Here is a 23,452-nt window from a genome sequence, read left to right as displayed (position 1 = left end):
CCAGAAAAGATTTACCTGCTCTGGTGTTTTGATAAGGAATATTCTCGTACGCACCTGTTAAAAAAGAAGCCGGGAAACGCCGGCTTCTTTTTCCGAATGCTTATTTCCAGACGTCTTCGGCAAGAGAAACGACATGGCGCACTTTCGCCCATTGCTCTTCTTCAGTGAGAATATTGCCTTCTTCGGTAGAAGCAAAGCCGCATTGAGGGCTTAAACCAAGTTGTTCAAGTGGTACATATTTTTCTGCTTCCTGCAGCCTGGATTTAATTAAATCCGTATCTTCAAGTTCAGGAAATTTCGAAGTGATTAAACCGAGAACCACCTGCAGATCACTGCGGTTCACATACTTTAATGGTTCAAAGCCTCCGGAGCGCTCGTCATCAAATTCCAGCAGGAGGGCGTCGACGTTTAATTTACTGAACATATATTCTGAAACAGCGTCGTAGCTGCCGCTGGATGCATAGGTGGACTTGTAGTTGCCACGGCAGACATGCATATAGATCCGCATATCTTCAGGTTTATCAGCGATCGCTTCATTGACGGTGTTTACAAACATGTCCAGAGTTTCTTTCGGGTCCAAACCGCGTGCTTCAAGCAGGCCACCGGAAAGTACGAGGTCCTTGTCCTTTTCAGCGCCGAGAAATAAAGACCAGGTCGTATCATCAAACTGAAGGTGGCGGCAGCCAGCCTTATAAAGAGCCTGTATCGTATCCTTATACACCTGCACGAGATCTGAAAACAACTCAGCTTCGGACTGATAAACATTTTTTTCTTCTTCGACTACAGTCCGGAAAATAAACATGCTTGGACTTGGAACTGTCACGCGGGCGGCGTGTTCCCCTTTCAGGCTGTGCAGGAATTCGTACTCACGGACAACAGGGTGGTCGCGAAAAGCTAATTTATTAACAACTTTAACCCCTTCGGCTTTTGTTTCAGTATTATCACTGAATACAAGGCCGTGGTCCAATTTAATAAATTCTGCCCCTTCGACCTCCTGCATAAAATCGAGATGGAACCAGGCGCGGCGGAATTCACCATCTGTAACGACCGGGAGACCAGCTTCTTTTTGCTTTTCAACAAGAGCAGTAATTTCTTCATTTTCAATGTCCCATAGCGCCTCAGCGCTTAATTCTCCCTCTGTATACTGCTGCCGGGCTTTTTTGAGTCGCTCCGGACGGAGAAAGCTTCCTACGTGTTCTGCGCGAAACGGTGCTTTTGTCAAACCATCCACTCCTCTGTAATATGTAATAATTCAAAAATACCTGTATGTTTTTCCTACTAATAGTATATGGAAGCCGATGATGGTTTGTCTACAGAAACCCTCAGAAGCAGGACGTACTTCCAGGAAAATGAAAAGCGAATGGGGATTTCTTTCGTACGCGGTCCGTTAAAGGCGCCGCTGAAAGACAACCACCGGCTCCCCGAGGTCATTTGTATGATAAACAGCATTGTAAGCGGAAAATAAACGGTAAAGGCCGTTAAAGCCTTTCAATTTGATGACAAACGCAATATCTTTCATACTCAGTTTTTCCCCGGTGAGGGCATAAATCGTTTTTTTGGGACGGAAGCTGTTGTCCATTTTGTCAGCAGTCTGCTTATCGATTTGCTGAAAAACGAGAATAGCTTTAAGCTGGCGGGCAAACTCGCCTTCTGCCTTCATGGCGGGGGCTTTTTTTTTCTCGCCCGGTTTAGCGCAGACGGTTTTTCTACGGGGGTCATTATAAAGTTCCTCCTGACAATAGTTTAGCTGCTTTTCTTTCCATACCCCGGAAGCTGTATCATTCAACCCAGCTGTTTAAAGCATTTTGGATGAAGTTTATGAAAAAAGAAAACCGTGAATAAAATAATCATCTCCCGCAGAAAGAAGGAACGGCCTTTGATTGAAATTTTGATTGAACATGTACCGAGTACACTGCTGCATCTGCTGACCGGTGCAGCAGTAATGTATATATTTTACGGAAGTCGGAATTTAACTGTTTCGCGGCGCTTGAAGGTGATGGCGTTCGGTGTGATGGTGCTTGTACCGGATATCCCGAAGCTGTTTGGCAACTATATTTTTCATACGCTGCTGACCATGCCATTTATTGCGGCAGCTTTCGCCCCGGTTGTCCACCGCGTGCTCGGGGGAGGCTTCCCTAAGGCCTGGACAGCTGCATTTTTTACACTGGCCATCGGCTCTATGCTGATTGATTTTCTGGGAAACGGTACCCAGTTTTTATTCCCATTAACCTCGAAGAATTTTTCGTACCCTCTGCTTTATCAGGAATGGTGGGTGATTGTGCCGCTTGCGGGTCTCCTTGGAACGTTGGCTTTGTGTGGAAGGAAAAATATTTCGACCCGGCAGTCATAAAAAATGCATGAAGACCTCTTCAATTCCAATGAATATATTAGTAAACTTATAGTATATTTAGACTAGGAATTCTATTTAAAAGAAAAGAGGACGTCATGCGAAAACTTTATTATGGATTAGCGTGCGGGATTTTCCTTTTGAGTGGCTGCAGCAGTGCCGGGGAATCTACCGGGGAAAATGAAAATTCTGAGACACAGAATGAAAACTCAGAGGCGCAGAATGAAAATTCAGAAGCACAGACGGAAGAAGATTCCGAAAATCAGAAGCAGGAAGATGAAAGCGTTACGATTGGCGCGGCCGGAGACGTTTTGCTGCACGGGCGTGTATATAAAAGAATGGAAGAAGACGGGGAGTGCGATTTCACCCCGGCGCTGAAGGCGGTTGCTCCGATGCTTGAAGAACCGGATTACACGATTGTGAACCAGGAATCAATACCCGGCGGCGAAGAGCTTGGCTTATCAGCCTATCCTTCCTTTAACAGTCCATATGCAATCGTAGACGATCTTCAGGATGCCGGAGTGGGCATGCTCTCCGGGGCCAATAACCATACGCTTGACCGTGGAATGGATGCTGTAAACAATGCGATTAATCATTATGAGCAGACAGGTATGGATTACGTAGGCGTATATAAGGACGAAGAAGATGCAGAGCGGCAGCGTATTGTGGACGTAAAAGACGTGGATGTAGGCTTTCTCTCCTATACTTACGGCCTGAACGGCATCGAGGTGCCGGAGGGGCATGAATATGTCGTTCAGAAAATTGACAAGGAACAGATACAGGAAGACGTCGAAGCGATGAGAGATGACGCAGACGTCGTGGTCGTAAATATGCACTGGGGTGATGAATATGAGCGGCTTCCAAATGAAGAACAGAAAGAGCTGGCCCAATTTCTTGCAGACCTGGAAGTGGACGTAGTTATCGGTCATCACCCTCACGTGCTTCAGCCGATGGAATGGGTAGAGGGTGAAGAAGGCAATGAAACACTTGTTTATTATTCTCTCGGTAATTTCTATTCCGGGCAGGATCAGGAACATACCGATACAGGCGGCATTGCTACATTCGATGTGGAAAAAGACGGGGAAGACGTGAAGATTACAGAGCCTAACGTTGATTTTACCCAGGTTGTTCCAGGTCCTGAAGACCAGTATACCGTGAAGCCGATGGCCGAAGCAGACCACCCGGCTGAAGGCGGCGAAACCGAAGAGGAGCTGCGCGAGCATGTGTACCAATGGATCGAAGAAAACGATTAAGGTACTAACCGTCTGAAGCTGGACGGGAAGCCTAGATAATTTCAATTACTGTATCAGGATACTAAAAGACCTCTGATTTTAAACAGAGGTCTTTTTACTTATTATGCGCCGAACCCATTAATGAACGGATTGGAATCCATTTCGGCTCCAATATCGGTGAAGGGACCGTGGCCGCAGGCTACTACCGTATTTTCCGGGAGTTCCAGCAGCTGCTCATGAATGGAGGCTAACAGTGTATCCATGTCGCCTCCGTAGAGATCGGTACGGCCAACACCGCCTGAAAACAATACATCGCCGGAGAAGACTGTATTGGTTTCTTTATGCCAGTAGGAAACACTCCCCGGCGAATGACCCGGCGTATGAAGCCATTGGAATTCAAAGGCGCCGAATTGAAGCGTTCCTTCAGACTGCAGCAGATGATCCGCGGGCTTTGCAGTAAATGCAGCCTCCGGCATCATGCGTCCGGATCCGTTTTTTTGGGCGTCCCCAGGCCAGTCACTTTCCTGCTCATGAAGATAAACAGGGATATCATAGGCTTCCCGCACGGCATCAAGCGCACCAATATGATCAAAATGGGCATGGGTTAACAGAATGACGACAGGACGCATCTCGTTTTCCTGAAGATAGGTGATCAGTTTATCGGCATCTCCTGCCGGGTCAATAATCACGGCGTTTTTATCATTATCGTACAGAACATAGCAGTTTGTCTGCAGTGGTCCCAGTGGAAGCTGTTTCCAGTTCATAGTTTCCCTCCAATTTTTATGCTGGTTTTAGTATAAACAATATTTCTGTAAGAAGAAATGACCGATCCAAAGTAATGAACGAATGATAATGGTAAACTTTTCGAAAATGTTCGGGTTAATTTTTTTCAGCATTGGTTTTTAACTGAATTAGTGATAGAATATGAGCAAATAAAGGTGTACATATAATGCGCGGATGATGGTAAGGGGAGAGACTGCCCGGCAGCGCCGAAGGAGCAAGCCGTAACAGGTGAATCTCTCAGGCAAACAGACTCTTACTGGACGCTCCTCTGGAGAGCGCTTCTTTTTAGAAGCCACCCACGAAGACACTCTTTCCGTACGACGGAAAGGAGAAACTTTCTGGTTATAGGACAGAGCTTCCATAGTTTATGGAGTTCTGTCTTTTTTATGCTTTTTCCTGTTTTGATTTTTCAGAAAATAATGAATGAGGTGATTTTCTTGGCAGAATTAAAACGAACTCCCCTGTATCCTGTGTATGAGAAATACGGAGCAAAAACCGTCGATTTTGGCGGGTGGGAAATGGCTGTTCAGTTTTCTGGCATCAAAAACGAACACGAGGCGGTTCGTACAAAGGCTGGTCTGTTTGACGTTTCCCATATGGGTGAGGCGATCATAGAAGGGAAGGGTGCTGCTGAATTTCTGCAGTATATGCTCACAAATAACATAAAAAATGCAGAACCCGGAAAAGCGCTTTATACCGCCATGTGCTATGAAGATGGAGGTACGGTTGACGATCTGCTCGTGTACCAGCTCGAAAAGGAAAAATACATGCTCGTTTTAAACGCATCCAATATTGAAAAAGATCTGGAATGGCTCCGCCGCCACGTAACGAAAAACGTAAGTATTACCGATATTTCGGAGGATACAGCACTAATTGCTGTCCAGGGCCCGATGGCAGAAGCAGTGCTGCAGAAAATAACCGATGCTTCTCTTTCAGAGATTCTGCCTTTTCGTTTTTCTGCCGGCGCTTCAGTCGGAGAAGCGGAAAATATTATCATCTCAAGAACCGGCTATACCGGAGAAGACGGCTTTGAATTATACTGCCGGGCTGAAGAGGCCATCCGCTGCTGGGAGACGATCATGGAAGCAGGAGAATCGGAAGAACTCATTCCATGCGGTCTCGGTGCGCGGGACACCTTGAGGTTTGAAGCAAAGCTGCCGCTTTACGGCCAGGAGCTGAGCGCAGATATTACACCGCTTGAAGCAGGCATCGGATTTTGCGTAAAGCTGAAGCAGGAGGACGATTTTATTGGTAAAGAAGCTTTAAAAAAACAAAAAGAAACGGGCTTAAAACGTAAGCTCGTCGGGATCGAAATGGTTGATAAAGCCATACCCCGCCCAGGTTACATGGTACACAATGATGACGGGGAGGAAATCGGCTGGGTCACTACAGGCACTCAGTCGCCGACGCTGAAAACAAACGTGGGACTTGCACTTCTGAATATCGAATGGACAAATCTGGATCAGGCTGTCGAAGTGGATGTGCGGGGCAAAGCCAAACGGGCAAAAGTGGCAGCTGTACCTTTTTATAAAAGAGAAAAATAAACAGAGGAGGCATCAGGTATGGATTATCGCTATCTGCCGGTAACCGGCGAGGATAAAGAAGAAATGCTTAAAACAATTGGCGTGGAGTCGGTCGGTGAACTGTTTGAGGACGTGCCGGAAAATATACGCTTTTCCGGAGAAATGAACCTGCCGAAAGCTCTTGGGGAAACGGACCTTCTAAAGGAAATGAAGCGCCTCAGCGACGGAAATACTAATGTACAGGAGTGCGTCTCCTATCTCGGGGCAGGTGTGTACGAGCATTATATACCGACAGTCGTCGATCACGTGCTCCGGCGCTCGGAATTTTACACGGCGTATACTCCGTACCAGCCGGAAATTTCGCAGGGTGAGCTGCAGGCAATCTTTGAATTTCAAACGATGATCAGTGAACTTACAGGAATGGATATCGCTAATTCGTCTATGTATGACGGGCCGACGGCGCTCGCAGAAGCAGCATTGATGGCCGCAAGTGAAAACAGGGGAAGGCGCCGCACCATCGTCGTTTCTGGAACCGTTCACCCTGAAGCGCTCGATGTATTGAAAACATACGCTGCCGGTCCCGGACTTACAGTGAAAATCGTTCCCGAAAAGGATGGACGTACCGACATAGGTAAGCTTGAAGACATGATTGATGCTGATACCGCAGGAGTGATCGTGCAGTACCCAAACTTTTATGGGACTATTGAAGATTTAGCTGCTGTAAGGCAGGCAGCCGATAAAGAAAACTCGCTGATGATTGTGTCGGCAAACCCCCTCGCGCTCGGCGTCCTGACGCCGCCGGGACGTTTCGGGGCGGATATTGTGGCAGGAGACGCTCAGCCGCTTGGTATTCCAATGCAGTTTGGCGGACCTCACTGCGGGTTTTTTGCCACCACTAAAAAGCATATTCGGAAGGTTCCCGGACGTCTTGTCGGACAGACGGAGGATGAAGACGGAAGCCGGGGCTATGTACTGACGCTGCAGGCAAGAGAGCAGCATATCCGACGGGACAAAGCGACATCCAACATTTGTTCAAACCAGGCTCTGAACGCGCTGGCTGCTTCTGTCGCAATGACGGCTCTCGGTAAAAAAGGGCTGAAGGAAACGGCCGAACGAAATGTTAAAAGTGCTCATTTCTTTAAACAGCTGCTCAAACAAAAAGGCATCGAGCTTGTCCATGAGTCACCATCGTTTAATGAATTTGTTGTTGATCTCGGCCGTCCCGTTGCAGAAGTGAATGAACAGCTATTCAGGCAGGGAATCATCGGCGGGTATGATTTAAGCGAGGTTTCGGCGGATAAAAACGGGCAGATGCTCGTATGCGTGACCGAACTTCGCACAAGAGAACAGCTGGAGACCTTTGCCAAACATTTGGAGGTGCTTGTACATGAAACAGCCTAACCAGCCGTTAATTTTCGAACAAAGCAAACCAGGTAGGGTAGCGTATTCCCTTCCGGAGACGAATATACCTGTACAAAGCCTGAGTGACATTTTGCCGGGGGCTAATATCCGGGAAGAAGAGCCGGCACTGCCGGAAGTATCTGAACTGCAGTTGATGCGCCACTATACGGCGCTTTCGAATCGAAATTACGGAGTGGATTCAGGCTTTTACCCCCTTGGGTCCTGCACGATGAAATACAATCCGAAAATCAATGAAGAAACAGCCCGCATGGCCGGTTTTGCCGCGACGCACCCGTACCAGCCGGAAGCACAGGTGCAGGGGAATCTCGAAATGATGTACGACCTGCAGCAGGCGCTTGCTGAAATAACCGGTATGGATGAAGTAACGCTGCAGCCGGCGGCCGGTGCCCAGGGAGAGTGGACCGGTTTGATGCTGATACGAGCGCTTCACGAAGCGAATGGAGAAACAAAACGTACGGAGGTGATCGTGCCCGACTCTGCGCACGGAACAAACCCTGCTTCGGCAACAGTGGCAGGATTCGATCATGTAACGGTCCGGACCGATGCACGCGGGCTGGTGGACCTTGAGCATTTAAAAGAAGTAACGGGCGAAAAAACGGCTGCCCTCATGCTCACGAATCCGAACACACTCGGTTTGTTTGAGGAAGATATTATGGAAATGGCCGATACAATCCATCAGGCTGGTGGCCGGCTCTATTATGACGGGGCGAATTCCAATGCCATTATGGGCATCACAAGACCTGGGGATATGGGATTTGATGTCGTTCACCTGAACCTGCATAAAACTTTTACCGGCCCTCACGGAGGCGGAGGGCCCGGCAGTGGACCGGTTGGCGTGAAAAAAGAGCTGATTCCTTATCTGCCTGGGCCAGTGCTTTCAAAAGAAAATGATAAGTACTACTGGGATAAAGACCGGCCGTATTCCATCGGCCGCGTGAAGCCGTATTACGGTAATTTTGGTATTAACGTGCGTGCCTACACGTATATCCGTACGATGGGTGCAGAGGGACTCAGAAAAGTATCAGAGTATGCTGTATTAAACGCCAATTATCTAATGAGACGGCTTGAGCCGTATTTTGACCTCCCCTACGGCCGTCACTGCAAGCACGAATTTGTGATTTCGGGCCGCCGCCAGAAAAAGCTCGGCGTACGTACGCTCGATATGGCTAAACGCCTGCTTGATTATGGTTATCATCCGCCGACCATTTATTTTCCGATCAACGTCGAAGAGTGCATGATGATCGAACCGACAGAAACCGAAGCGAAGGAAACGCTTGATGCGTTTGCAAACGCGATGATCGGAATTGCCAAAGAAGCAGAAGAAGACCCGGAAATGGTGCAGGAAGCGCCTCACACTACTGTAGTCGGAAGGCTGGATGAGACGCTGGCGGCACGTAAACCTGTGCTGACATATAATACTGAAACGTCGCTCAAGTCCATGAAATAAATAAGCCTATGAGGTCTTTGGGCTTCAAACATTGCAAAAAAGGAAGAGCATCTCCGCTCTTCCTTTTAATTATGCGCTTTTTTTCTTTTTGCTGATCTTACCTGTCCAGCGCTTGAAGCCGCCTTTCAGGTGATAGATATCCCGGTTTCCCTTATGCTTTTTGATCAATTTTGCAGCTTGCTTTGAACGCATGCCGGATTGGCAGTATAAATAAACAGGCTGGTCTTCCCGGATCTCCACCATCCGCTGCTTCATCTGGGAAACAGGAATGTTCCGGGCCCCGAGGATGTGGCCGCCGTCATATTCCTTCGGCTCACGCACATCGATGAGCTGGGCTTTGCGATAGCCTTTAATAAAATCTTCCTGTGGTAATGCAGTTAAGTCTTTCGGGCCGACAAACCGGCGTACAATAAGAAAAACTAATACCGCAATAAGCACTACCCATAACCATTCAAATATCATATATATTATTTCACCTCTTTCCAGGTCGATTGCAAATTAATTATAACGCATAACCCTGTTGTTTTGCTAGATTTCTAATTAACGGGCGGTCATTTTTATATATGGAAAGCAGCGATCTCTGCTACAATGGAAAGGGAAAAATCGAGAAAGAGAGATGAGCACTAATGGCAAAAGATACTTGGCTTTTTATAGATTCAGGCAACCAGTCCCCGGCCTATAATATGGCGCTCGATGAAAAGCTGCTGCAATGGCACAGTGAAGGACAGATTCCGCCGGTGATCAGATTTTACGGATGGAATCCGCCGACGCTGTCGGTCGGTTACTTCCAAAAGGCGAAGAAAGATATTGATATGGATGCAGTGGAAAAGCACGGCGTAGGTTTTGTGCGCCGGCCGACGGGAGGCCGGGCGGTTCTGCATGATCAGGAGCTGACCTACAGCATCATCGTGTCAGAAGACCATCCGGAAATGCCGGAAACGGTGACGGAAGCCTACCGCGTGCTGTCGGAAGGGATTCTGCAGGGATTTTTAAAGCTCGGCCTGGATGCTTATTTTTCCGTGCCGAAAACGAAGGAAGAAGAGGATTCTTTGAAGAATCCCCGTTCGGCTAACTGTTTTGATGCCTCGTCGTGGTATGAGCTGGTGGTGGAGGACCGGAAAATTGCCGGAAGTGCCCAGACGAGACAGCGCGGCGTTATCCTGCAGCACGGTTCGATTATACTGGATCTTGATGAGGATAAATTGTTCGATTTGTTTAAATATCCGAGCGCGCGCGTGCGGGAAAGAATGCAGAAAGCATTTAAAAGCAAGGCTGTAGCAATTAATGAGCTGACGGATAAACCATTTACCCTTGGCGATCTGCGCGAAGCATTTAAGGAAGGGTTTGCCGCCGGTCTGAATGCCGGCCTTGAAGAATATAAGCTGACCACCGACCAGGAACAAGAGGTGCAGAAGCTGGCCAAAGAGCGCTACCAGTCGGAGGAATGGAATTTCAGACGCTGATACAGTGCATAAATAACGGCATCAAAATATAAAAGACCGCTCCGGAGCGGTCTTTTATTGATTACGCGTATAAATACTTAGTTATAGGTGACAAGCGGCTGGGTGTCCCCTGCTTCGAATAGTTCGACCTCCCGGCGGAATTCTCCAAGCAGCTCTCTCGTTACCGGAGAATGTCCATATCTGGCTTCAAAGGAGCCCTGAATGGATCGCACAGGTACAATTTCAATTGAAGTGCTCGTCATAAACATTTCCTCAGCCTCCTGGGCCTCCCCGATAGTAAACGGACGTTGTTCAACGGGAATATTCAGCTGCTTTGCAAGCTGAAGCACATAGCGTTTAGTAATACCTTCGAGAATATAATTGCTCTGCGGATGGGTAATAATCGTTTCATCCTTAACAATAAAGGCGTTAGTGGAAGACCCTTCTGTAATAACGTCCCCGCGGTGCTGGAGAGCCTCTGCACAGTGATGGTCCTCTGCGGCCCGTTTAGCGAGCACGTTTCCGAGCAGGTTAATGGTTTTTATGTCACAGCGAAGCCAGCGGATGTCTTCAGTGGCGTACACATCAATACCGTCGTCCTGCTTAGCAAACGGCACCTCGGCTGCCTTTGTAAAACCGGTTAATACAGGCGCGTTGCCGCGTTCATACAAATGATCCCGGGCCTGAATACCTCTGGTCAGCTGAAAGTAAATATAGCCCGTGGTAAGCCCGTTTTTATTAATCAACCGGCGGAGAAGCGATTTCATAGTATCGGGGGAATACGGAACGGCCAGGTCGAGTTTAGAAGCACTGTCCTGGAAACGCTCAAGATGACCTTCCTGGAGGAATAATTTTCCGTTGTATACCCGGATCACTTCATAAATGCCGTCGCCAAAATAATACCCGCGGTCGTCAAATGAAATAGCGGCTTCCTCTTTTGGAATGATGGATTCGTTATACATCACATAGCTCATGAATGCTGCCTCCTTCAATACTTTATATTGTACAAGATTGCAGATCCGAAAAAAAGAAAAGCTCTTCAAAAGGGAAAGAATTATTCAGAAAACAAAAAAGTTTCTTAGGGGCAATTTTGAAATAGGGGTTAATTATAAGAAAAAGAAGGTTTGTTTTTTAGAAATAGTTTCGTTAAAATGAAGAAAGCCAATTTTTTTGTGTGACGTTTTTTATCATATTTATTGGAGGGTCTCGATGCCGACTCCTAGTATGGAAGATTATTTAGAGCGGATTTATCAGCTAATTGAATCAAAAGGATATGCGCGGGTCTCGGACATTGCAGAGACGCTCGAGGTGCATCCTTCCTCGGTAACAAAAATGGTCCAGAAACTCGATAAAATGGAATATCTGATTTATGAACGGTATCGGGGACTTGTGCTGACTTCAAAAGGAAATAAAATAGGAAAGCGCCTGGTTTACAGGCATGAACTGCTTGAGAAGTTTTTACATATTATCGGTGTGGATGAGGACAAAATATATGCCGATGTGGAGGGAATTGAACATCATCTCAGCTGGGATGCGATTGATCGTATTGGAGATGTTCTTCAGTATTTTGAAGAGGATGATGAACGTGTGCAGGCGCTGCGCGATGTTCAGCGTTCATACGAATAAAAAAAGATCAGGCGTTTATTTTACGCCCGATCTTTTTTTCGGTTTTTGTTTCCCTGAATTACTTTCAGATTTGCATCGTTCCGTCGTTTACTGGAGTTTTTAGCGGATTTTTTCTTCTGCTGCTTCTGGGCCTGTTTAAAATTTTTCGCCTGAGTGCCTTTCGCTGCTCCGGATCGACCCGAAGCAGCATTAGAGCCGGCTTGGTATTGGTTCATCATCGCGCGTTTCATGATAACTTTTGTGAAAAGGAAATATAATCCAACAGCGATAGCTGCACCAATAACAAGGTAAAGAAGCAGACCAAGCGGGTCTGTTACGAGCCGGTAACCCACCCCTAAAATGGCAAGTCCCAGCACAACAGTGGCAATGGGATTTTTCAGCGCTTGCTGCATGGAACACACCTCTCGTTTCGTTAAAATTTTCATGCATGATCAGCGGGCAGGGACAGTTATATCGAAAATTGATTAAATAGTATAGTGCATTAAATAGTAAAAATCAGAAATACCCTGATATCCTTCTTCCCGGATCGGACAGCTTCCTTGAGAAGATTTACTTCCATACCCGCTGGGCGAGGCAGTAAAACTTTCTTCAGAGGCATAGGGCGTTAGGGGTGAGAGAGTGTTAGTAGAAATAGTACTTAAATTTTACAATAAAGATTTGAAATGCGCTACTTTTAAACATTCTCTCACGGTAATATTAATATTCCCATATTCTAATGAAAATACACGTGATATATAAATGAAGCTTTCCACCCTCCTAATGTCTGTTTCCCTACCGGGCGTTGTGTTACGATAAACAGGGAAGCAAAGTTAATCGAAAAAGAGGTGTCGGTAATGCATGAGATCACAGCACGTATTCGGGAAGACCTTGAACATAAAAAGCTCGACGCTCTAGTGATACAAAGCCCTTACAATCGCCGTTATGTGAGTGGTTTTACCGGTTCGGCCGGTACGCTGGTTATCACAAAAAAATCGGCCCGGCTGATTACGGATTTTCGTTATGTGGAGCAGGCTAATGATGAAGCCCTTGATTTCGAGGTGATCGAGCAGAGGGGCTCGGCATGGGATACGGTCGAAGAGATTGCCCAAAGCGAAGAAGTGACCTCCATTGGGTTTGAAAAGCAGCACGTAACCTATGCACAGTTTGAAGATATGAGAGAAAAATTAAGCGGATCCCTTTCTCCGGTATCGGGAATCGTGGAAAAGCAGCGGGCGTACAAATCTAAAGAAGAAGTGGAAAAGCTCCAGACAGCGGTCAATATTGCTGAGGATGCGTTTGAACACATTAAATCGATCATCGCCCCGAACATGACCGAGCTCGATGTAAGTAACGAGCTGGAATTTTATATGAGAAAAAACGGGGCAGCGGGATCTTCATTTGATATAATCGTTGCTTCGGGGTGGAGAGGTGCTCTTCCTCACGGTATCGCTTCCGATAAAGTGATAGAGGATGGGGAGCTGGTGACGCTTGATTTCGGGGCTTACGTGAACGGCTACTGCTCGGACATTACAAGAACCCTCGCTGTCGGTGAACCCAATGACGACCTGAAAAAAATATATCAGACGGTGTATGAGGCCCAGATGAAGGCTGTGGAGCAGGTTGGGCCGGGAATGACCGGAAAAGAAGCAGATGCGATCGCACGGGAGCATATTAATAAAGAAGGGTTCGGCGAACGCTTCGGCCACAGCCTCGGGCATGGACTCGGTATGGAAGTGCATGAACAGCCGGGCGTTTCCCCGAAAAGCGATGTCAAGCTCGAGCCGGGCATGGTGATTACCATTGAACCGGGGATTTATGTACCGGAGCTTGGCGGCGTTCGAATAGAAGACGACGTTCTTATTACCGAAACAGGCATCCAAAAGCTCAGCTACTCCGCAAAAGAGCTGACGATTGTCGGCAATTAACCGGGGGCGCGTATAAAAAAACGCACAGCTGTGATATAGTAATAATCGATCAATTGAAGAGTGGAGGAACGTTTATGGTTTCAGTTAACGATTTTAAAACAGGACTCACCATTGAAACAGACGGCGATATCTGGACGGTTGTCGAATTCCAGCACGTAAAGCCTGGAAAAGGGGCAGCATTTGTCCGCTCCAAACTCCGGAGTCTGCGTACGGGTAACATTCAGGAGAAAACTTTCCGCGCGGGTGAAAAAGTGAACAATGCCCACATCGAACGCCGGAAAATGCAGTATTTGTATGCAAGCGGTGATGTGCATACATTTATGGACATGGAGACGTTTGATCAAATGGAGCTGACAAGCGACCAGCTGAAGTATGAATTAAACTTTCTGAAAGAAAACATGGAAGTGTCCATTACCAGTTACGGGACAGAAACACTTGGTGTTGAAGTGCCTAATACGGTAGAGCTTGAAGTCAAAGAAACAGACCCAAGTATTAAAGGTAACACTCAGTCCGGGGGCTCCAAGCCGGCAGTGGTGGAGACCGGCTACCGTCTGCAGGTCCCTATTTTCATTGAAGAAGGCGAGCGGATCGTGGTCGATACAAGGACCGGCGCATACGCCTCCCGTGCCTAAAAACTAACGGCCTGCCATTGGGGAGGCCGTTTTTTCTTGAACAAATAGACGCAGGCAGCTCCGGACCGGTGAAATTGCAGAATCACCGTGATATAATGGAATGGAATTTTGAGCGGTAATACGGAAAGAGAGGCTATTATATGGAATGGAATGATTTAACGGAAGGCGCAAAAGCGGTACTCGAACAGACCCGCAATATGAAAAGCGACCAAATACAGATCGTGGAATTTGAAATAGGGTTTGAGCACCAGTACGGAGAACCCGGCCATGAATATACTGTATCGATTCAGGAAGAAGATTACCAGAGCATTAAACAGTTTGCTGAAGAAAATGAGTACGGAGAAAAGTATCATATGGCCCGGAATAAGGATATTGTCAAATTGATTCTGCTTGAAAAAGGAAAAATCCCTGAGAACCTTTCTGAATATCCCGTATTCCGCCAATATAAATACGAATACGTACAAAAGCAGAAAGAAGCAGAAGAAAAAGAAAGAGCAGAAGCAGAGGCGGAGCAGGACGAATAAAATCATGCTGCATAGAAAGCGGGGAGCGCTGTGAGTGAATATACGCTGCTTACGATAGGCGAAGAAAAAGAAAGCCTGGGAAATATTGAGATTGCCCGGGACGTGATTGAAGTAGTGGCAAGCATTGCCGCGCTCGAAGTCGAAGGGGTATATGACCTGCAGGGCAGCATCGCAGATGATGTAGCCGAGCGTCTCGGCCGGAAATCATACGGTAAAGGCGTGAAGATAGACTTGACTGAAAGCGGTGCGGTGGTAACGATCAGCATGCTGATTCATTACGGAAGCTCTGTGCCCATCACGGCTAAGCAGGTACAGGAAAACATTCAGCAGACCGTACGGGGCATGACAGATATTCACATCAATGCGGTGAACGTACACATTATCGGCCTGCAGTTCCCTGAAGAAGAGCAGCCGTTACAGGAACAGGAAAAATGAACAGGGGGGCTCTCCCGCCACCGTTTTTCGGGACAGCCGTCCTTCTTTCATTTACGAATACGGCTCCGGGTACATAGGAGAAAAGGAGAACACGAAATGAATCGACGTTTAGCCAGGCTTCGGTCCGTACAGGCACTGTACCAGATGGATATTACAGATGTTGATGCGGACCAGGCAATAAAAAATTCCATGCTCGAGGATGAAGAAGCAGATGAATTTCTGATTTCTGCGGTGCATGGCGTATGGGAACACCTAGTAGAAATTGATGAACGACTCGTAGATCAGCTTGAACACTGGACTCTTGAACGGGTTGGGAACGTGGACCGGGCTATTTTAAGAGAGTGCGTTCATGAGATGTTATATGTGCCTGATATTCCGCTGCATGTAAGCGTCAATGAAGCCATTGAACTGGCCAAAGCATTCGGCGGTGTAGAGGCAGGGAAATTTGTCAACGGCGTGCTGTCGAATATTTTAAGCGATTGTGAGCGGGAAGGGAGAGAGAGCGAATGAGTGCCCAACTGATCAGCGGCAAAGAAGTAGCAGCTTCATTGCGTGAGAAAATCAGGCAGGAGGTCGCCTCCTGGAATAATGGAGAGCAAATACCTGGACTTGCCGTGGTTTTAGTAGGAGATAATCCGGCTTCGAGGTCGTATGTCAAAGGAAAGCAGAAGGCGTCTAAAGAAGTCGGTATCCATTCAGAATTAAAAGAACTGCCGGAATCAGTTACTGAGGAAGAACTTTTACAGATTGTAAAGGATTATAACGACAATGAAGATATCCACGGAATTTTGGTGCAGCTGCCGCTGCCGGACCACATTTCGGATAAAAAAGTAATTGAAACCATTTCGCCTGATAAAGATGTAGATGGATTTCATCCCATCAACATCGGCCGGATGATGACCGGTCAGGAGGCATTTCTCCCTTGTACTCCATACGGCATTATTAAAATGCTTGAATACACCGGAGTTTCAATTGAAGGCAAACATGCTGTCGTTCTCGGACGAAGCAATATCGTCGGTAAACCAATGGGGCAGCTGCTTTTAAATAAAAATGCCACGGTTACCCACTGCCACTCACGCACGAAAGACCTGGAGTCGTACATGCAGTCGGCAGATATTTTGATCGCGGCCATTGGCCGGCAGGAATTCGTAAAAGGAAAAGATGTTAAACCGGGAGCTGTCGTGATAGACGTCGGGATGAACCGCAAGGATGACGGAAAGCTGTGCGGGGACGTTGATTTTGAAGAAGTGAGCGAGAAAGCCTCGTATCTCACGCCGGTACCGGGTGGCGTCGGTCCGATGACGATTACGATGCTCCTCTACAACACGCTGCAGTCTGCTAAACGTTTTCACCGGCAGGAGGCATGAGGGCATGCAGTCACCTGCAGATAAATGGATTTCCGTTTCCCAGCTGACGGGGGCCATCAAGCGTTCCATCGAACAGAACCCGGGGCTTCAGAAAGTATGGCTGCGCGGAGAAATCTCGAACTTTAAAAAGCACAGCAGGGGTCACATGTATTTCACCGTGAAAGACGAGCAGGCGAGAATATCGGCGGTTATGTTTGCCGGAAAAAACAAAAACCTTTCTTTTATTCCGGAAAACGGCATGAAGGTTCTCATAACAGGCAGCGTCTCTGTGTATGAGCCTTTCGGCCAGTATCAGATGTATGTGAACGCGATGGAGCCGGATGGTATCGGACAGCTGTACGTACGCTTTGAACAGCTGAAAAAACAGCTGGAGGCTGAAGGGCTGTTTGCACAGGAGCATAAGCGTGCGCTCCCACCCATCCCAAGGCATATCGTCGTAATCACGTCGCCGACCGGTGCCGCCATACGGGACATTGTATCCACCCTGAAGCGGCGTTTTCCCCCGGTGAAAATCACGCTGTTCCCTGTGCTGGTGCAGGGGGAACAGGCGCCGGGATCGGTCACCCGGGCTCTTGAAAGAGTCGAAAAAATGACCAGCGCAGATGTAGTCATTGTTGGGCGTGGAGGCGGCTCTATCGAAGACCTGTGGGCGTTTAACGAAGAAGTGGTGGCACGAGCCATCCGGAACGTAAGCGTGCCGGTGATTTCCGCGGTGGGACACGAAACAGATGTCACGATTGCCGACTTTACTGCGGATGTGCGGGCAGCGACGCCGACAGCGGCTGCTGAGATAGCCGTCCCGATGATCAGCGAACTCGAAGAAAAAGTCCGGCAGCTGCAGCAACGCCTGCACCGGCAGATGAATTATAAAATACAGGAGCAGCGCACCCGGCTTGCCAAGCTTCGTCGTTCGTATGCATTTAAATACCCGGCCCGCCTGTTTGAGCAAAAGGAACAGGATCTTGATCGGATGATGGAACGGCTTGAAAAGCAGACGCTGCAGACGGTAAAAACAAGCAGACAGAAGCTTGAAGAAACAGAAAAGCGGCTTATGCGCCAGCACCCCGAGCGCTTAATCGAACTTGAACGCGAACGGATGTACGAAAAGCGGGCCCGGCTGCAAAAAGCGATGAATCAGCAGGTGGAACGGAAAAAAGCCACTTTTGCAAAATCGCTGCAGGCGCTTGAACTGCTGAATCCGCTTGCTATTTTACAGCGTGGCTACAATGTTGCTTACGACGAAAATGATAAGGTGCTGTCTTCGATTGCCCAGGCAGACGAAGGAAGCCGCCTGCGGATGTATATGACGGATGGATATCTGCAATGTGAAGTTAAAGAAAAAGGGGAAGATGGCTTTGAGGCACTTTCCCGTCCGGAAAAGGAGCGGTAATCTTGGCAGAACAGGAACAAACTTTTGAACAGGCGATGGAAAAACTCGAGCAGATCGTAGAACGGCTTGAGGAGGGTGAAGTGCCTCTGGAAAAAGCGATCACGATGTATCAGGAGGGCATGACGCTTTCCAACACGTGTCACGAAAAGCTGCAGAAGGTTGAAAAGCAGATGGACGAAATTGTGGATGAGAACGGAGAGGTAACACCGCTTGAAAACGAGGAGCCGGGCGAATGAATGGGGACCTTCAGCATTTTTTCGATACATATCGGCCGTCTGTCGACCGGGCTCTGACTGACCGGGTACGTGCATTAAAAACGCCGGAGACGCTGAAAGGAGCGATGCTTTATTCTCTCGAAGCAGGAGGGAAACGCGTGCGTCCATTGCTTTCACTGGCTGTGCTCCAATGCTACCGCCCGGTGGAAGAAGAGGATCTTCCGGCCGCGTCTGCCGTGGAGCTGATTCATACGTATTCGCTCGTCCATGATGATCTGCCGTCAATGGACGATGATGACTGGCGCCGGGGACAGCCGACGAATCATAAAAAATTTGGGGAGGCCGCTGCCATTTTAGCGGGGGATGCTCTGCAGACGACAGCCTTTTCCTGGATTGTGGAATCGGAACGGCCGGCTTCTGCCGCTGCCAGACTACAGCTGGTGCAGGAGCTGGCTGAGGCCTCTGGAAGCGAAGGCATGGTCGGCGGCCAGATGGCTGACCTCGAAGGGGAGAAGCAGTCTCTCACCCTGGAGGAGCTCGAATACATTCATCATCATAAAACGGGAGATCTGCTGACCTTCGCTGCTGTTTCCGGATCGCTGATAGCAGAAGCGGCAGTCGAAGATGTGGAAAACTGGCGTGCGTTTGGCCGTGAACTCGGTCTCGTTTTTCAAATTAAGGATGATATTCTGGATGTTGAAGGATCCCTCGAGGAAATGGGAAAGTCCTCCGGAAGCGATGAAACGAAAGAAAAAAGCACATATCCAAAACTGCTGACCCTTGAAGGGGCAAAAGAGAAACTTGCCCATCATATTGAACAGGCAGAAAAGCTGCTCGGGCGCATCGCAGTAGATACGTCTCTTTTAACAGCCTTTCTCCAATATGTTGGTCAGCGCAATCACTAAAGCAGAACGAATTAGTTTTCAGAACAGAAAAACCATGCTAAAATAATTCTGAAAAGTTGAATGGTGCAGTATCCTAGTCGGTTCTCCATTTTCGAAGGCGGGCCTAAAAATCCGCTGAAGGGCACATCGATGAAGTTCCTGGCGTCGGCTTGCGGCGCCCAGCCCTGGGTCGGTGCTGGGAGTTAAGGCGTAAGGGCGATCCACAATGGCATGTGGGCGCGAACCCTTTCGCCGTGGAGGCTGTGGTAATGCATCCGGGTCATCCTGGAAGACGGATACCGTCCCGGACGCATGCCGCGGTAAGACCTGTTGCAAGGGCCAAGGGAAGGCCTTTCAACAGCGTAGCCTGCCTTGAGTGGAACAGTGGGGAGGTTGTTCAATTGGTATCATACCGGTCGGCCAACTGGTATGGGACCCAACAACTGAAACTTGTTCTGCAAAAGAGGATAAGAAAGTGGCACGGAACTGCCGGGGAAAACCCCTAGGCTGTTTGACGCACGTCCGGAGTGGATTGCAGTGTGGTCTGAGTGGTAATTCAGTCGAACTGCCGGTGACGGCGTTCACCAGGCATTAAAGGGAAACCACCGATTCGGCGACGAATTGGCTGCCTGGTGGGAAATCCTACTGGACCTAAGCCACAAGGTTTACGCTCCGGGCGACCATTCAACTTTATACATAAGTAGTTGAAGAAGCGCTGACAGGCGCTTTTTTCTTTTACGTGAGTGTTTGAGGGTGAAGCGGGGAAAAGCTTAAATGTATGTTATTTAGGGTATAAACAATCAGGCCAGAGCATAAAATGATATTAAAAGAATGAGATGTACGTTATGATAAAAACAAAGAATTTGGTGATAAGTGAACATGAATAGTTTATGGAAAAAATCGCTCCGTTGGAGTACGTTAATTGGGTTTGTTACCCTGATACTTGCAGCAATCTTCTCAGTAGTCTCGACAGCAGTACTTTCTGGGGTTGGCTGGGCGATTGGCATGGTAGTCGTGCTGATCATCGTATTTACCGGTGTAACCTTTGATGTGATCGGCGTAGCTGCCACAGCAGCAAAGCCGAGACCGTTCAATGCAATGGCCGCTAAAAAAGTTCCCGGAGCCTCCCACAGTGTTTTTATTCAGCGGAATGCCGACCGGGTCGCGAACTTCTGTGCCGACGTGATCGGTGATATCAGCGGGGTTGTAAGCGGGACGGCCAGCTCGGCAGTTGTCGTGCAGCTTGGTATGACCATTGGCACAAATAACAGCTCCAACGGCCAGCTGGTTCTGAGCACTATATTTACAGCTATAGTGGCAGCGCTCACAGTCAGCGGAAAAGCACTTGGAAAAACATTTGCGATTACGTATGCAAACAATATTGTTTTTCAGGTAGGAAGAATCTTGTATTTTATTGAAAATAAGTTAAAAATTAAGCTGATTCCAAAGAAAAGAAGATGGAAATCATCAACAGAAAAACATAGCAGGTAGGGGGATTTAAATGAACCTGGAAACGATCCAAGACCCTGGATTCATGAAGCAGTACAACGACAAAGAATTAAAAGCACTGGGTGAAGATATACGGGCTTTCCTGATTGAAAAATTATCCGTTACCGGCGGCCATCTCGGTCCCAATCTCGGAGTAGTGGAATTAACGCTCACCCTGCATCAGCTGTACAATACGCCAAAAGACAAGCTCATCTGGGACGTCGGGCACCAGTCCTACGTGCATAAAATTTTAACTGGACGTGCGGATCGATTTGATTCGCTGCGCCAGTACCAGGGGCTTTGCGGCTTCCCTAAACGCTCAGAAAGTGAACATGACGTGTGGGAGACCGGCCACAGCTCGACATCGCTGTCTGCAGCAGAAGGAATGGCGCTTGCGAATCAGCTGAAGGGGGAAGATGCCAAAGTAGCAGCTATTATCGGTGATGGAGCCCTTACTGGCGGTATGGCTCTCGAAGCACTTAACCATATCGGGCATGAACAGACGGACGTTACTGTTATTCTGAACGACAATGAGATGTCGATTTCTCCGAACGTAGGGGCACTTCACAGTATGCTCGGCCGCATTCGGACAGCCGGTACTTACCGCAGAACAAAAGAAGACGTCGACCATATGCTGCGCAGAATTCCTGCGTTCGGGTCGAAGCTTGCCTCCTATGCCGACCGGATGAAGGACAGCATGAAGCAGATGGTTCTGTCCGGCATGTTTTTTGAAGAGCTTGGATTTACTTACCTCGGTCCGGTGGATGGTCACGATCTCGATGACCTGCACGCTAACATTAAATATGCCAGAGACACTAACGGACCGGTGATTGTGCATGTTCTCTCCAAAAAAGGCAAAGGCTACACCCCGGCGGAGGAGGATGCCAAAGGGACCTGGCATGGTCTTGGGCCATATAAGATTGAATCCGGTGAAGTAATTAAAAAGCCGGCAACCGCGCCTGCCTACAGTGCCGTGTTCAGCAATACCCTGCAAAAAATAGCGGAACAGGATCCGCGTCTGGTGGCCATAACGGCGGCTATGGCCGGCGGTACAAAGCTCGACACGTTTGCGGAAAAATTTCCGGACCGCATGTTTGACGTAGGCATCGCCGAGCAGCACGCTACGACGATGTCAGGCGCGCTTGCCACGCAGGGAATGAAGCCGGTGTTCGGCGTGTACTCCACGTTTTTGCAGCGGGGCTATGACCAGCTTGTGCATGATGTCTGCCGCCAGAATCTGAATGTGCTCTTTGGCATTGACCGTGCAGGCCTGGTCGGCGCTGATGGCGAGACGCACCAGGGCGTGTTTGATATTGCATACCTGCGCCACCTGCCGAATATGAAAATATTGATGCCGAAGGATGAAAATGAACTGCAGCATATGCTGTATTCGGCTTTCCATAATGACGATGGCCCGACAGCTGTCCGCTATCCGCGTGGTAACGGGCTCGGAGTGGAAATGGACGAAGAATTTCAAATGATTCCTTACGGCAAATGGGAAATTGTCCGTGAAGGGGCGGACTGTACGATCCTCTCGTTTGGAACAATGCTTCCAATCGTAGAGGAGGCAGCCGCTGTTTTAAGCGGACAGGGCACTAGTGTACGCATCGTTAATGCCCGTTCAGCCAAGCCGCTTGACGACGAAATGCTCGAAGAATTAGCTGAAGAGGGAAAGCCGGTTTTGACAGTGGAAGAAGCAGCATTGAAGGGCAGCTTCGGAAGCGCCGTGCTTGAATATATGGCCGACCATGAACATGACTCGCTTCCAATCCGCCGGATGGGCATTGCCGACTACTATGTAGAACATGGCAGTGTGCCGGAGCTTTATGAAGAACTGGGTCTCACTCCAGAGAAAGTAGCAGAAAAAGTGACGGCGATGACCAGTAAAGAAAGAACAAATATCCGCGGATGAATAAAGAACGCATTGATACGCTGGTGGTGCAGAAGGGACTGTTTGATTCCCGGGAAAAAGCCAAACGGGCAATTATGGCAGGCCTTGTGCTGGCAGATGATGAAGTGGTGGACAAGCCCGGTGCAAAAATCAGTGATGAGGCAGCTTTACGCCTGAAGGGGAAGCAGATGCCCTACGTCAGCCGGGGCGGATTAAAACTGGAGAAAGCCATTCAATCGTTTCAGCTGGAGCTGCAGGACGCTGTGGTGCTTGATGTCGGAGCTTCTACCGGGGGCTTCACCGACTGTGCGCTGCAAAACGGAGCTTCTTTGGTATATGCGCTGGATGTCGGCTACAATCAGCTCGCCTGGAAGCTGCGCCAGGACCCCAGGGTAGAGGTGATGGAAAGGGTGAATTTCAGATACCTCGATAAAAGTCAGCTGACGCGCGGGCTGCCTGTACTGCTGATCGCTGACGTATCCTTTATTTCTCTGGAAAAGCTTTTCCCTGTTATGCCGCAGGTGCTGGCCGCAGGTGCCGGCTTTTGCGTACTCATCAAGCCGCAGTTTGAAGCAGGACGGGAAAAGGTTGGCCGAAAAGGCATCGTCAGAGACCCTGCAGTGCACAGGGAAGTACTGAAAAAAACAGTTCAGTCAGCCGAAAGCTTTGGCTTAGTGCCGGAAGCGCTCGACTTTTCACCGATTACCGGGGGAAACGGCAATATTGAATACCTGCTGTATGGTTCGGTATTAAGCGATAAGCCGCCTCATTTTGGTGAGGAGCGAATAGCAGATGTAGTCCGGGAAGCGCATGAATCATTTAAGAAAAAACTGGAACCTTCGTAAACGCCGATCCCCTTCGGCGTTTTTTTGTTTAACTCATGGTTTAGAAAGAATTTTT

General features: G+C 48.4%; 25 protein-coding genes and 2 riboswitches. Of the genes, 19 read left to right on the top strand and 6 right to left on the bottom strand.

Going from position 1 to position 23,452, the window contains the following annotated elements:
- Positions 1-100: 100 nt before the first annotated feature.
- Both ACTTK7_RS09635 and ACTTK7_RS09630 read right to left on the bottom strand, forming a co-directional pair.
- Positions 101-1,231: a 5-methyltetrahydropteroyltriglutamate--homocysteine S-methyltransferase gene (locus ACTTK7_RS09635; RefSeq protein ID WP_462867740.1), complete on the bottom strand. Its 1,131-nt coding sequence runs from the start codon at positions 1,229-1,231 to the stop codon at positions 101-103.
- A 156-nt stretch (positions 1,232-1,387) separates the two neighbouring features.
- The gene (locus ACTTK7_RS09630; protein ID WP_462867739.1) at positions 1,388-1,660 is read right to left on the bottom strand and encodes a hypothetical protein; all 273 of its coding nucleotides are present in this window, start codon (positions 1,658-1,660) and stop codon (positions 1,388-1,390) included.
- A 216-nt stretch (positions 1,661-1,876) separates the two neighbouring features.
- Here ACTTK7_RS09630 and ACTTK7_RS09625 point away from each other — a divergent pair, with 216 nt between their 5' ends.
- Together ACTTK7_RS09625 and ACTTK7_RS09620 are read left to right on the top strand one after the other, a co-directional pair.
- Entirely contained in the window at positions 1,877-2,350 is a 474-nt protein-coding gene (locus ACTTK7_RS09625) for a hypothetical protein (protein ID WP_462867737.1), read from the top strand.
- A 95-nt stretch (positions 2,351-2,445) separates the two neighbouring features.
- The gene (locus ACTTK7_RS09620; protein ID WP_462867735.1) at positions 2,446-3,600 is read left to right on the top strand and encodes a CapA family protein; all 1,155 of its coding nucleotides are present in this window, start codon (positions 2,446-2,448) and stop codon (positions 3,598-3,600) included.
- Between the two features lie 101 nt (positions 3,601-3,701).
- Here the strand turns inward: ACTTK7_RS09620 and ACTTK7_RS09615 are convergent, their stop codons facing one another.
- On the bottom strand, positions 3,702-4,343 hold the full coding sequence (locus tag ACTTK7_RS09615; protein ID WP_462867733.1) for an MBL fold metallo-hydrolase: 642 nt from the start codon (positions 4,341-4,343) through the stop codon (positions 3,702-3,704).
- Between the two features lie 193 nt (positions 4,344-4,536).
- A riboswitch (glycine riboswitch) is annotated at positions 4,537-4,625 on the top strand.
- Between the two features lie 3 nt (positions 4,626-4,628).
- Positions 4,629-4,717, top strand: a riboswitch (glycine riboswitch).
- Between the two features lie 64 nt (positions 4,718-4,781).
- Between ACTTK7_RS09615 and gcvT the strand changes: the two genes are divergently transcribed.
- Genes gcvT through gcvPB form a run of 3 tightly spaced genes read left to right on the top strand, consistent with a single transcriptional unit; the run spans position 4,782 to position 8,754 of the window.
- Positions 4,782-5,906 (top strand): glycine cleavage system aminomethyltransferase GcvT, encoded by a 1,125-nt coding sequence (gene gcvT / locus ACTTK7_RS09610; protein WP_462867732.1) that lies wholly within the window; start codon positions 4,782-4,784, stop codon positions 5,904-5,906.
- Between the two features lie 18 nt (positions 5,907-5,924).
- Positions 5,925-7,286 (top strand): aminomethyl-transferring glycine dehydrogenase subunit GcvPA, encoded by a 1,362-nt coding sequence (gene gcvPA, locus ACTTK7_RS09605; protein WP_462867730.1) that lies wholly within the window; start codon positions 5,925-5,927, stop codon positions 7,284-7,286.
- Complete coding sequence (gene gcvPB / locus ACTTK7_RS09600; protein WP_462867728.1) at positions 7,273-8,754, top strand: aminomethyl-transferring glycine dehydrogenase subunit GcvPB; 1,482 nt, start codon at positions 7,273-7,275, stop codon at positions 8,752-8,754. The genes gcvPA and gcvPB overlap by 14 nt, the downstream gene beginning before the upstream one ends.
- A 69-nt stretch (positions 8,755-8,823) precedes the next feature.
- On the opposite strand, the gene ACTTK7_RS09595 is transcribed toward gcvPB, so the two are convergent.
- Positions 8,824-9,216 (bottom strand): rhodanese-like domain-containing protein, encoded by a 393-nt coding sequence (locus ACTTK7_RS09595; protein WP_022793593.1) that lies wholly within the window; start codon positions 9,214-9,216, stop codon positions 8,824-8,826.
- Between the two features lie 164 nt (positions 9,217-9,380).
- Between ACTTK7_RS09595 and ACTTK7_RS09590 the strand changes: the two genes are divergently transcribed.
- A complete protein-coding gene (locus ACTTK7_RS09590; protein WP_462867726.1) occupies positions 9,381-10,217 on the top strand; it encodes a lipoate--protein ligase family protein in 837 nt (278 codons plus the stop codon).
- 77 nt (positions 10,218-10,294) lie between these two features.
- Here the strand turns inward: ACTTK7_RS09590 and dat are convergent, their stop codons facing one another.
- Complete coding sequence (gene dat / locus ACTTK7_RS09585; protein ID WP_462867724.1) at positions 10,295-11,170, bottom strand: D-amino-acid transaminase; 876 nt, start codon at positions 11,168-11,170, stop codon at positions 10,295-10,297.
- Between the two features lie 235 nt (positions 11,171-11,405).
- Here dat and mntR point away from each other — a divergent pair, with 235 nt between their 5' ends.
- Positions 11,406-11,822 (top strand): transcriptional regulator MntR, encoded by a 417-nt coding sequence (mntR, locus tag ACTTK7_RS09580; protein ID WP_462867722.1) that lies wholly within the window; start codon positions 11,406-11,408, stop codon positions 11,820-11,822.
- Between the two features lie 20 nt (positions 11,823-11,842).
- On the opposite strand, the gene ACTTK7_RS09575 is transcribed toward mntR, so the two are convergent.
- Positions 11,843-12,214, bottom strand: a complete 372-nt coding sequence (locus tag ACTTK7_RS09575) for a hypothetical protein (protein ID WP_462867720.1) — start codon at positions 12,212-12,214, stop codon at positions 11,843-11,845.
- Positions 12,215-12,655: 441 nt separating this feature from the next.
- Between ACTTK7_RS09575 and ACTTK7_RS09570 the strand changes: the two genes are divergently transcribed.
- From ACTTK7_RS09570 to ACTTK7_RS09515, 12 genes are all read left to right on the top strand, one after another.
- Positions 12,656-13,726 (top strand): M24 family metallopeptidase, encoded by a 1,071-nt coding sequence (locus ACTTK7_RS09570; RefSeq protein ID WP_462867718.1) that lies wholly within the window; start codon positions 12,656-12,658, stop codon positions 13,724-13,726.
- Positions 13,727-13,800: 74 nt separating this feature from the next.
- Complete coding sequence (gene efp / locus ACTTK7_RS09565) at positions 13,801-14,358, top strand: elongation factor P (RefSeq protein WP_322525821.1); 558 nt, start codon at positions 13,801-13,803, stop codon at positions 14,356-14,358.
- A gap of 140 nt (positions 14,359-14,498) precedes the next feature.
- Positions 14,499-14,882 carry a hypothetical protein gene (locus ACTTK7_RS09560; RefSeq protein WP_462867716.1) on the top strand — a complete coding sequence of 128 codons (384 nt, stop codon included), beginning with the start codon at positions 14,499-14,501 and terminating at the stop codon, positions 14,880-14,882.
- A 30-nt stretch (positions 14,883-14,912) separates the two neighbouring features.
- Positions 14,913-15,317 carry an Asp23/Gls24 family envelope stress response protein gene (locus ACTTK7_RS09555; protein ID WP_462867714.1) on the top strand — a complete coding sequence of 135 codons (405 nt, stop codon included), beginning with the start codon at positions 14,913-14,915 and terminating at the stop codon, positions 15,315-15,317.
- A gap of 96 nt (positions 15,318-15,413) precedes the next feature.
- On the top strand, positions 15,414-15,827 hold the full coding sequence (gene nusB, locus ACTTK7_RS09550; protein ID WP_022793584.1) for a transcription antitermination factor NusB: 414 nt from the start codon (positions 15,414-15,416) through the stop codon (positions 15,825-15,827).
- The gene (gene folD / locus ACTTK7_RS09545; RefSeq protein WP_462867711.1) at positions 15,824-16,684 is read left to right on the top strand and encodes a bifunctional methylenetetrahydrofolate dehydrogenase/methenyltetrahydrofolate cyclohydrolase FolD; all 861 of its coding nucleotides are present in this window, start codon (positions 15,824-15,826) and stop codon (positions 16,682-16,684) included. The genes nusB and folD overlap by 4 nt, the downstream gene beginning before the upstream one ends.
- A gap of 4 nt (positions 16,685-16,688) precedes the next feature.
- Entirely contained in the window at positions 16,689-18,074 is a 1,386-nt protein-coding gene (gene xseA, locus ACTTK7_RS09540; protein WP_462867709.1) for an exodeoxyribonuclease VII large subunit, read from the top strand.
- Positions 18,074-18,310: an exodeoxyribonuclease VII small subunit gene (xseB, locus tag ACTTK7_RS09535; RefSeq protein ID WP_322525944.1), complete on the top strand. Its 237-nt coding sequence runs from the start codon at positions 18,074-18,076 to the stop codon at positions 18,308-18,310. The genes xseA and xseB overlap by 1 nt, the downstream gene beginning before the upstream one ends.
- Complete coding sequence (locus ACTTK7_RS09530) at positions 18,307-19,194, top strand: polyprenyl synthetase family protein (protein ID WP_462867707.1); 888 nt, start codon at positions 18,307-18,309, stop codon at positions 19,192-19,194. Before xseB ends, ACTTK7_RS09530 begins: the two co-directional genes overlap by 4 nt.
- 858 nt (positions 19,195-20,052) lie before the next feature.
- Positions 20,053-20,664 carry a hypothetical protein gene (locus tag ACTTK7_RS09525; protein WP_462867706.1) on the top strand — a complete coding sequence of 204 codons (612 nt, stop codon included), beginning with the start codon at positions 20,053-20,055 and terminating at the stop codon, positions 20,662-20,664.
- Between the two features lie 10 nt (positions 20,665-20,674).
- A complete protein-coding gene (gene dxs / locus ACTTK7_RS09520) occupies positions 20,675-22,573 on the top strand; it encodes a 1-deoxy-D-xylulose-5-phosphate synthase (protein WP_462867705.1) in 1,899 nt (632 codons plus the stop codon).
- Positions 22,570-23,397, top strand: coding sequence for a TlyA family RNA methyltransferase (locus ACTTK7_RS09515; RefSeq protein ID WP_462867703.1), 828 nt, complete (start codon positions 22,570-22,572; stop codon positions 23,395-23,397). Before dxs ends, ACTTK7_RS09515 begins: the two co-directional genes overlap by 4 nt.
- The last annotated feature ends 55 nt before the right edge of the window (positions 23,398-23,452 follow it).

This window comes from Marinococcus tarijensis, assembly GCF_054971385.1.
This window is presented reverse-complemented; position numbering and strand designations above follow the sequence as displayed.

Coding starts and splice junctions, on each gene's coding strand:
- ACTTK7_RS09630 (WP_462867739.1), bottom strand. CDS start 1,660: ATGAAGGCAGAAGGCGAGTTTGCCCGCCAGCTTAAAGCTATTCTCGTT.
- ACTTK7_RS09620 (WP_462867735.1), top strand. CDS start 2,446: ATGCGAAAACTTTATTATGGATTAGCGTGCGGGATTTTCCTTTTGAGT.
- ACTTK7_RS09615 (WP_462867733.1), bottom strand. CDS start 4,343: ATGAACTGGAAACAGCTTCCACTGGGACCACTGCAGACAAACTGCTAT.
- gcvT (WP_462867732.1), top strand. CDS start 4,782: ATGAATGAGGTGATTTTCTTGGCAGAATTAAAACGAACTCCCCTGTAT.
- gcvPA (WP_462867730.1), top strand. CDS start 5,925: ATGGATTATCGCTATCTGCCGGTAACCGGCGAGGATAAAGAAGAAATG.
- gcvPB (WP_462867728.1), top strand. CDS start 7,273: ATGAAACAGCCTAACCAGCCGTTAATTTTCGAACAAAGCAAACCAGGT.
- ACTTK7_RS09595 (WP_022793593.1), bottom strand. CDS start 9,216: ATGATATTTGAATGGTTATGGGTAGTGCTTATTGCGGTATTAGTTTTT.
- ACTTK7_RS09590 (WP_462867726.1), top strand. CDS start 9,381: ATGGCAAAAGATACTTGGCTTTTTATAGATTCAGGCAACCAGTCCCCG.
- dat (WP_462867724.1), bottom strand. CDS start 11,170: ATGAGCTATGTGATGTATAACGAATCCATCATTCCAAAAGAGGAAGCC.
- mntR (WP_462867722.1), top strand. CDS start 11,406: ATGCCGACTCCTAGTATGGAAGATTATTTAGAGCGGATTTATCAGCTA.
- ACTTK7_RS09575 (WP_462867720.1), bottom strand. CDS start 12,214: ATGCAGCAAGCGCTGAAAAATCCCATTGCCACTGTTGTGCTGGGACTT.
- ACTTK7_RS09570 (WP_462867718.1), top strand. CDS start 12,656: ATGCATGAGATCACAGCACGTATTCGGGAAGACCTTGAACATAAAAAG.
- efp (WP_322525821.1), top strand. CDS start 13,801: ATGGTTTCAGTTAACGATTTTAAAACAGGACTCACCATTGAAACAGAC.
- ACTTK7_RS09560 (WP_462867716.1), top strand. CDS start 14,499: ATGGAATGGAATGATTTAACGGAAGGCGCAAAAGCGGTACTCGAACAG.
- nusB (WP_022793584.1), top strand. CDS start 15,414: ATGAATCGACGTTTAGCCAGGCTTCGGTCCGTACAGGCACTGTACCAG.
- folD (WP_462867711.1), top strand. CDS start 15,824: ATGAGTGCCCAACTGATCAGCGGCAAAGAAGTAGCAGCTTCATTGCGT.
- xseA (WP_462867709.1), top strand. CDS start 16,689: ATGCAGTCACCTGCAGATAAATGGATTTCCGTTTCCCAGCTGACGGGG.
- ACTTK7_RS09530 (WP_462867707.1), top strand. CDS start 18,307: ATGAATGGGGACCTTCAGCATTTTTTCGATACATATCGGCCGTCTGTC.
- ACTTK7_RS09525 (WP_462867706.1), top strand. CDS start 20,053: ATGAATAGTTTATGGAAAAAATCGCTCCGTTGGAGTACGTTAATTGGG.
- dxs (WP_462867705.1), top strand. CDS start 20,675: ATGAACCTGGAAACGATCCAAGACCCTGGATTCATGAAGCAGTACAAC.
- ACTTK7_RS09515 (WP_462867703.1), top strand. CDS start 22,570: ATGAATAAAGAACGCATTGATACGCTGGTGGTGCAGAAGGGACTGTTT.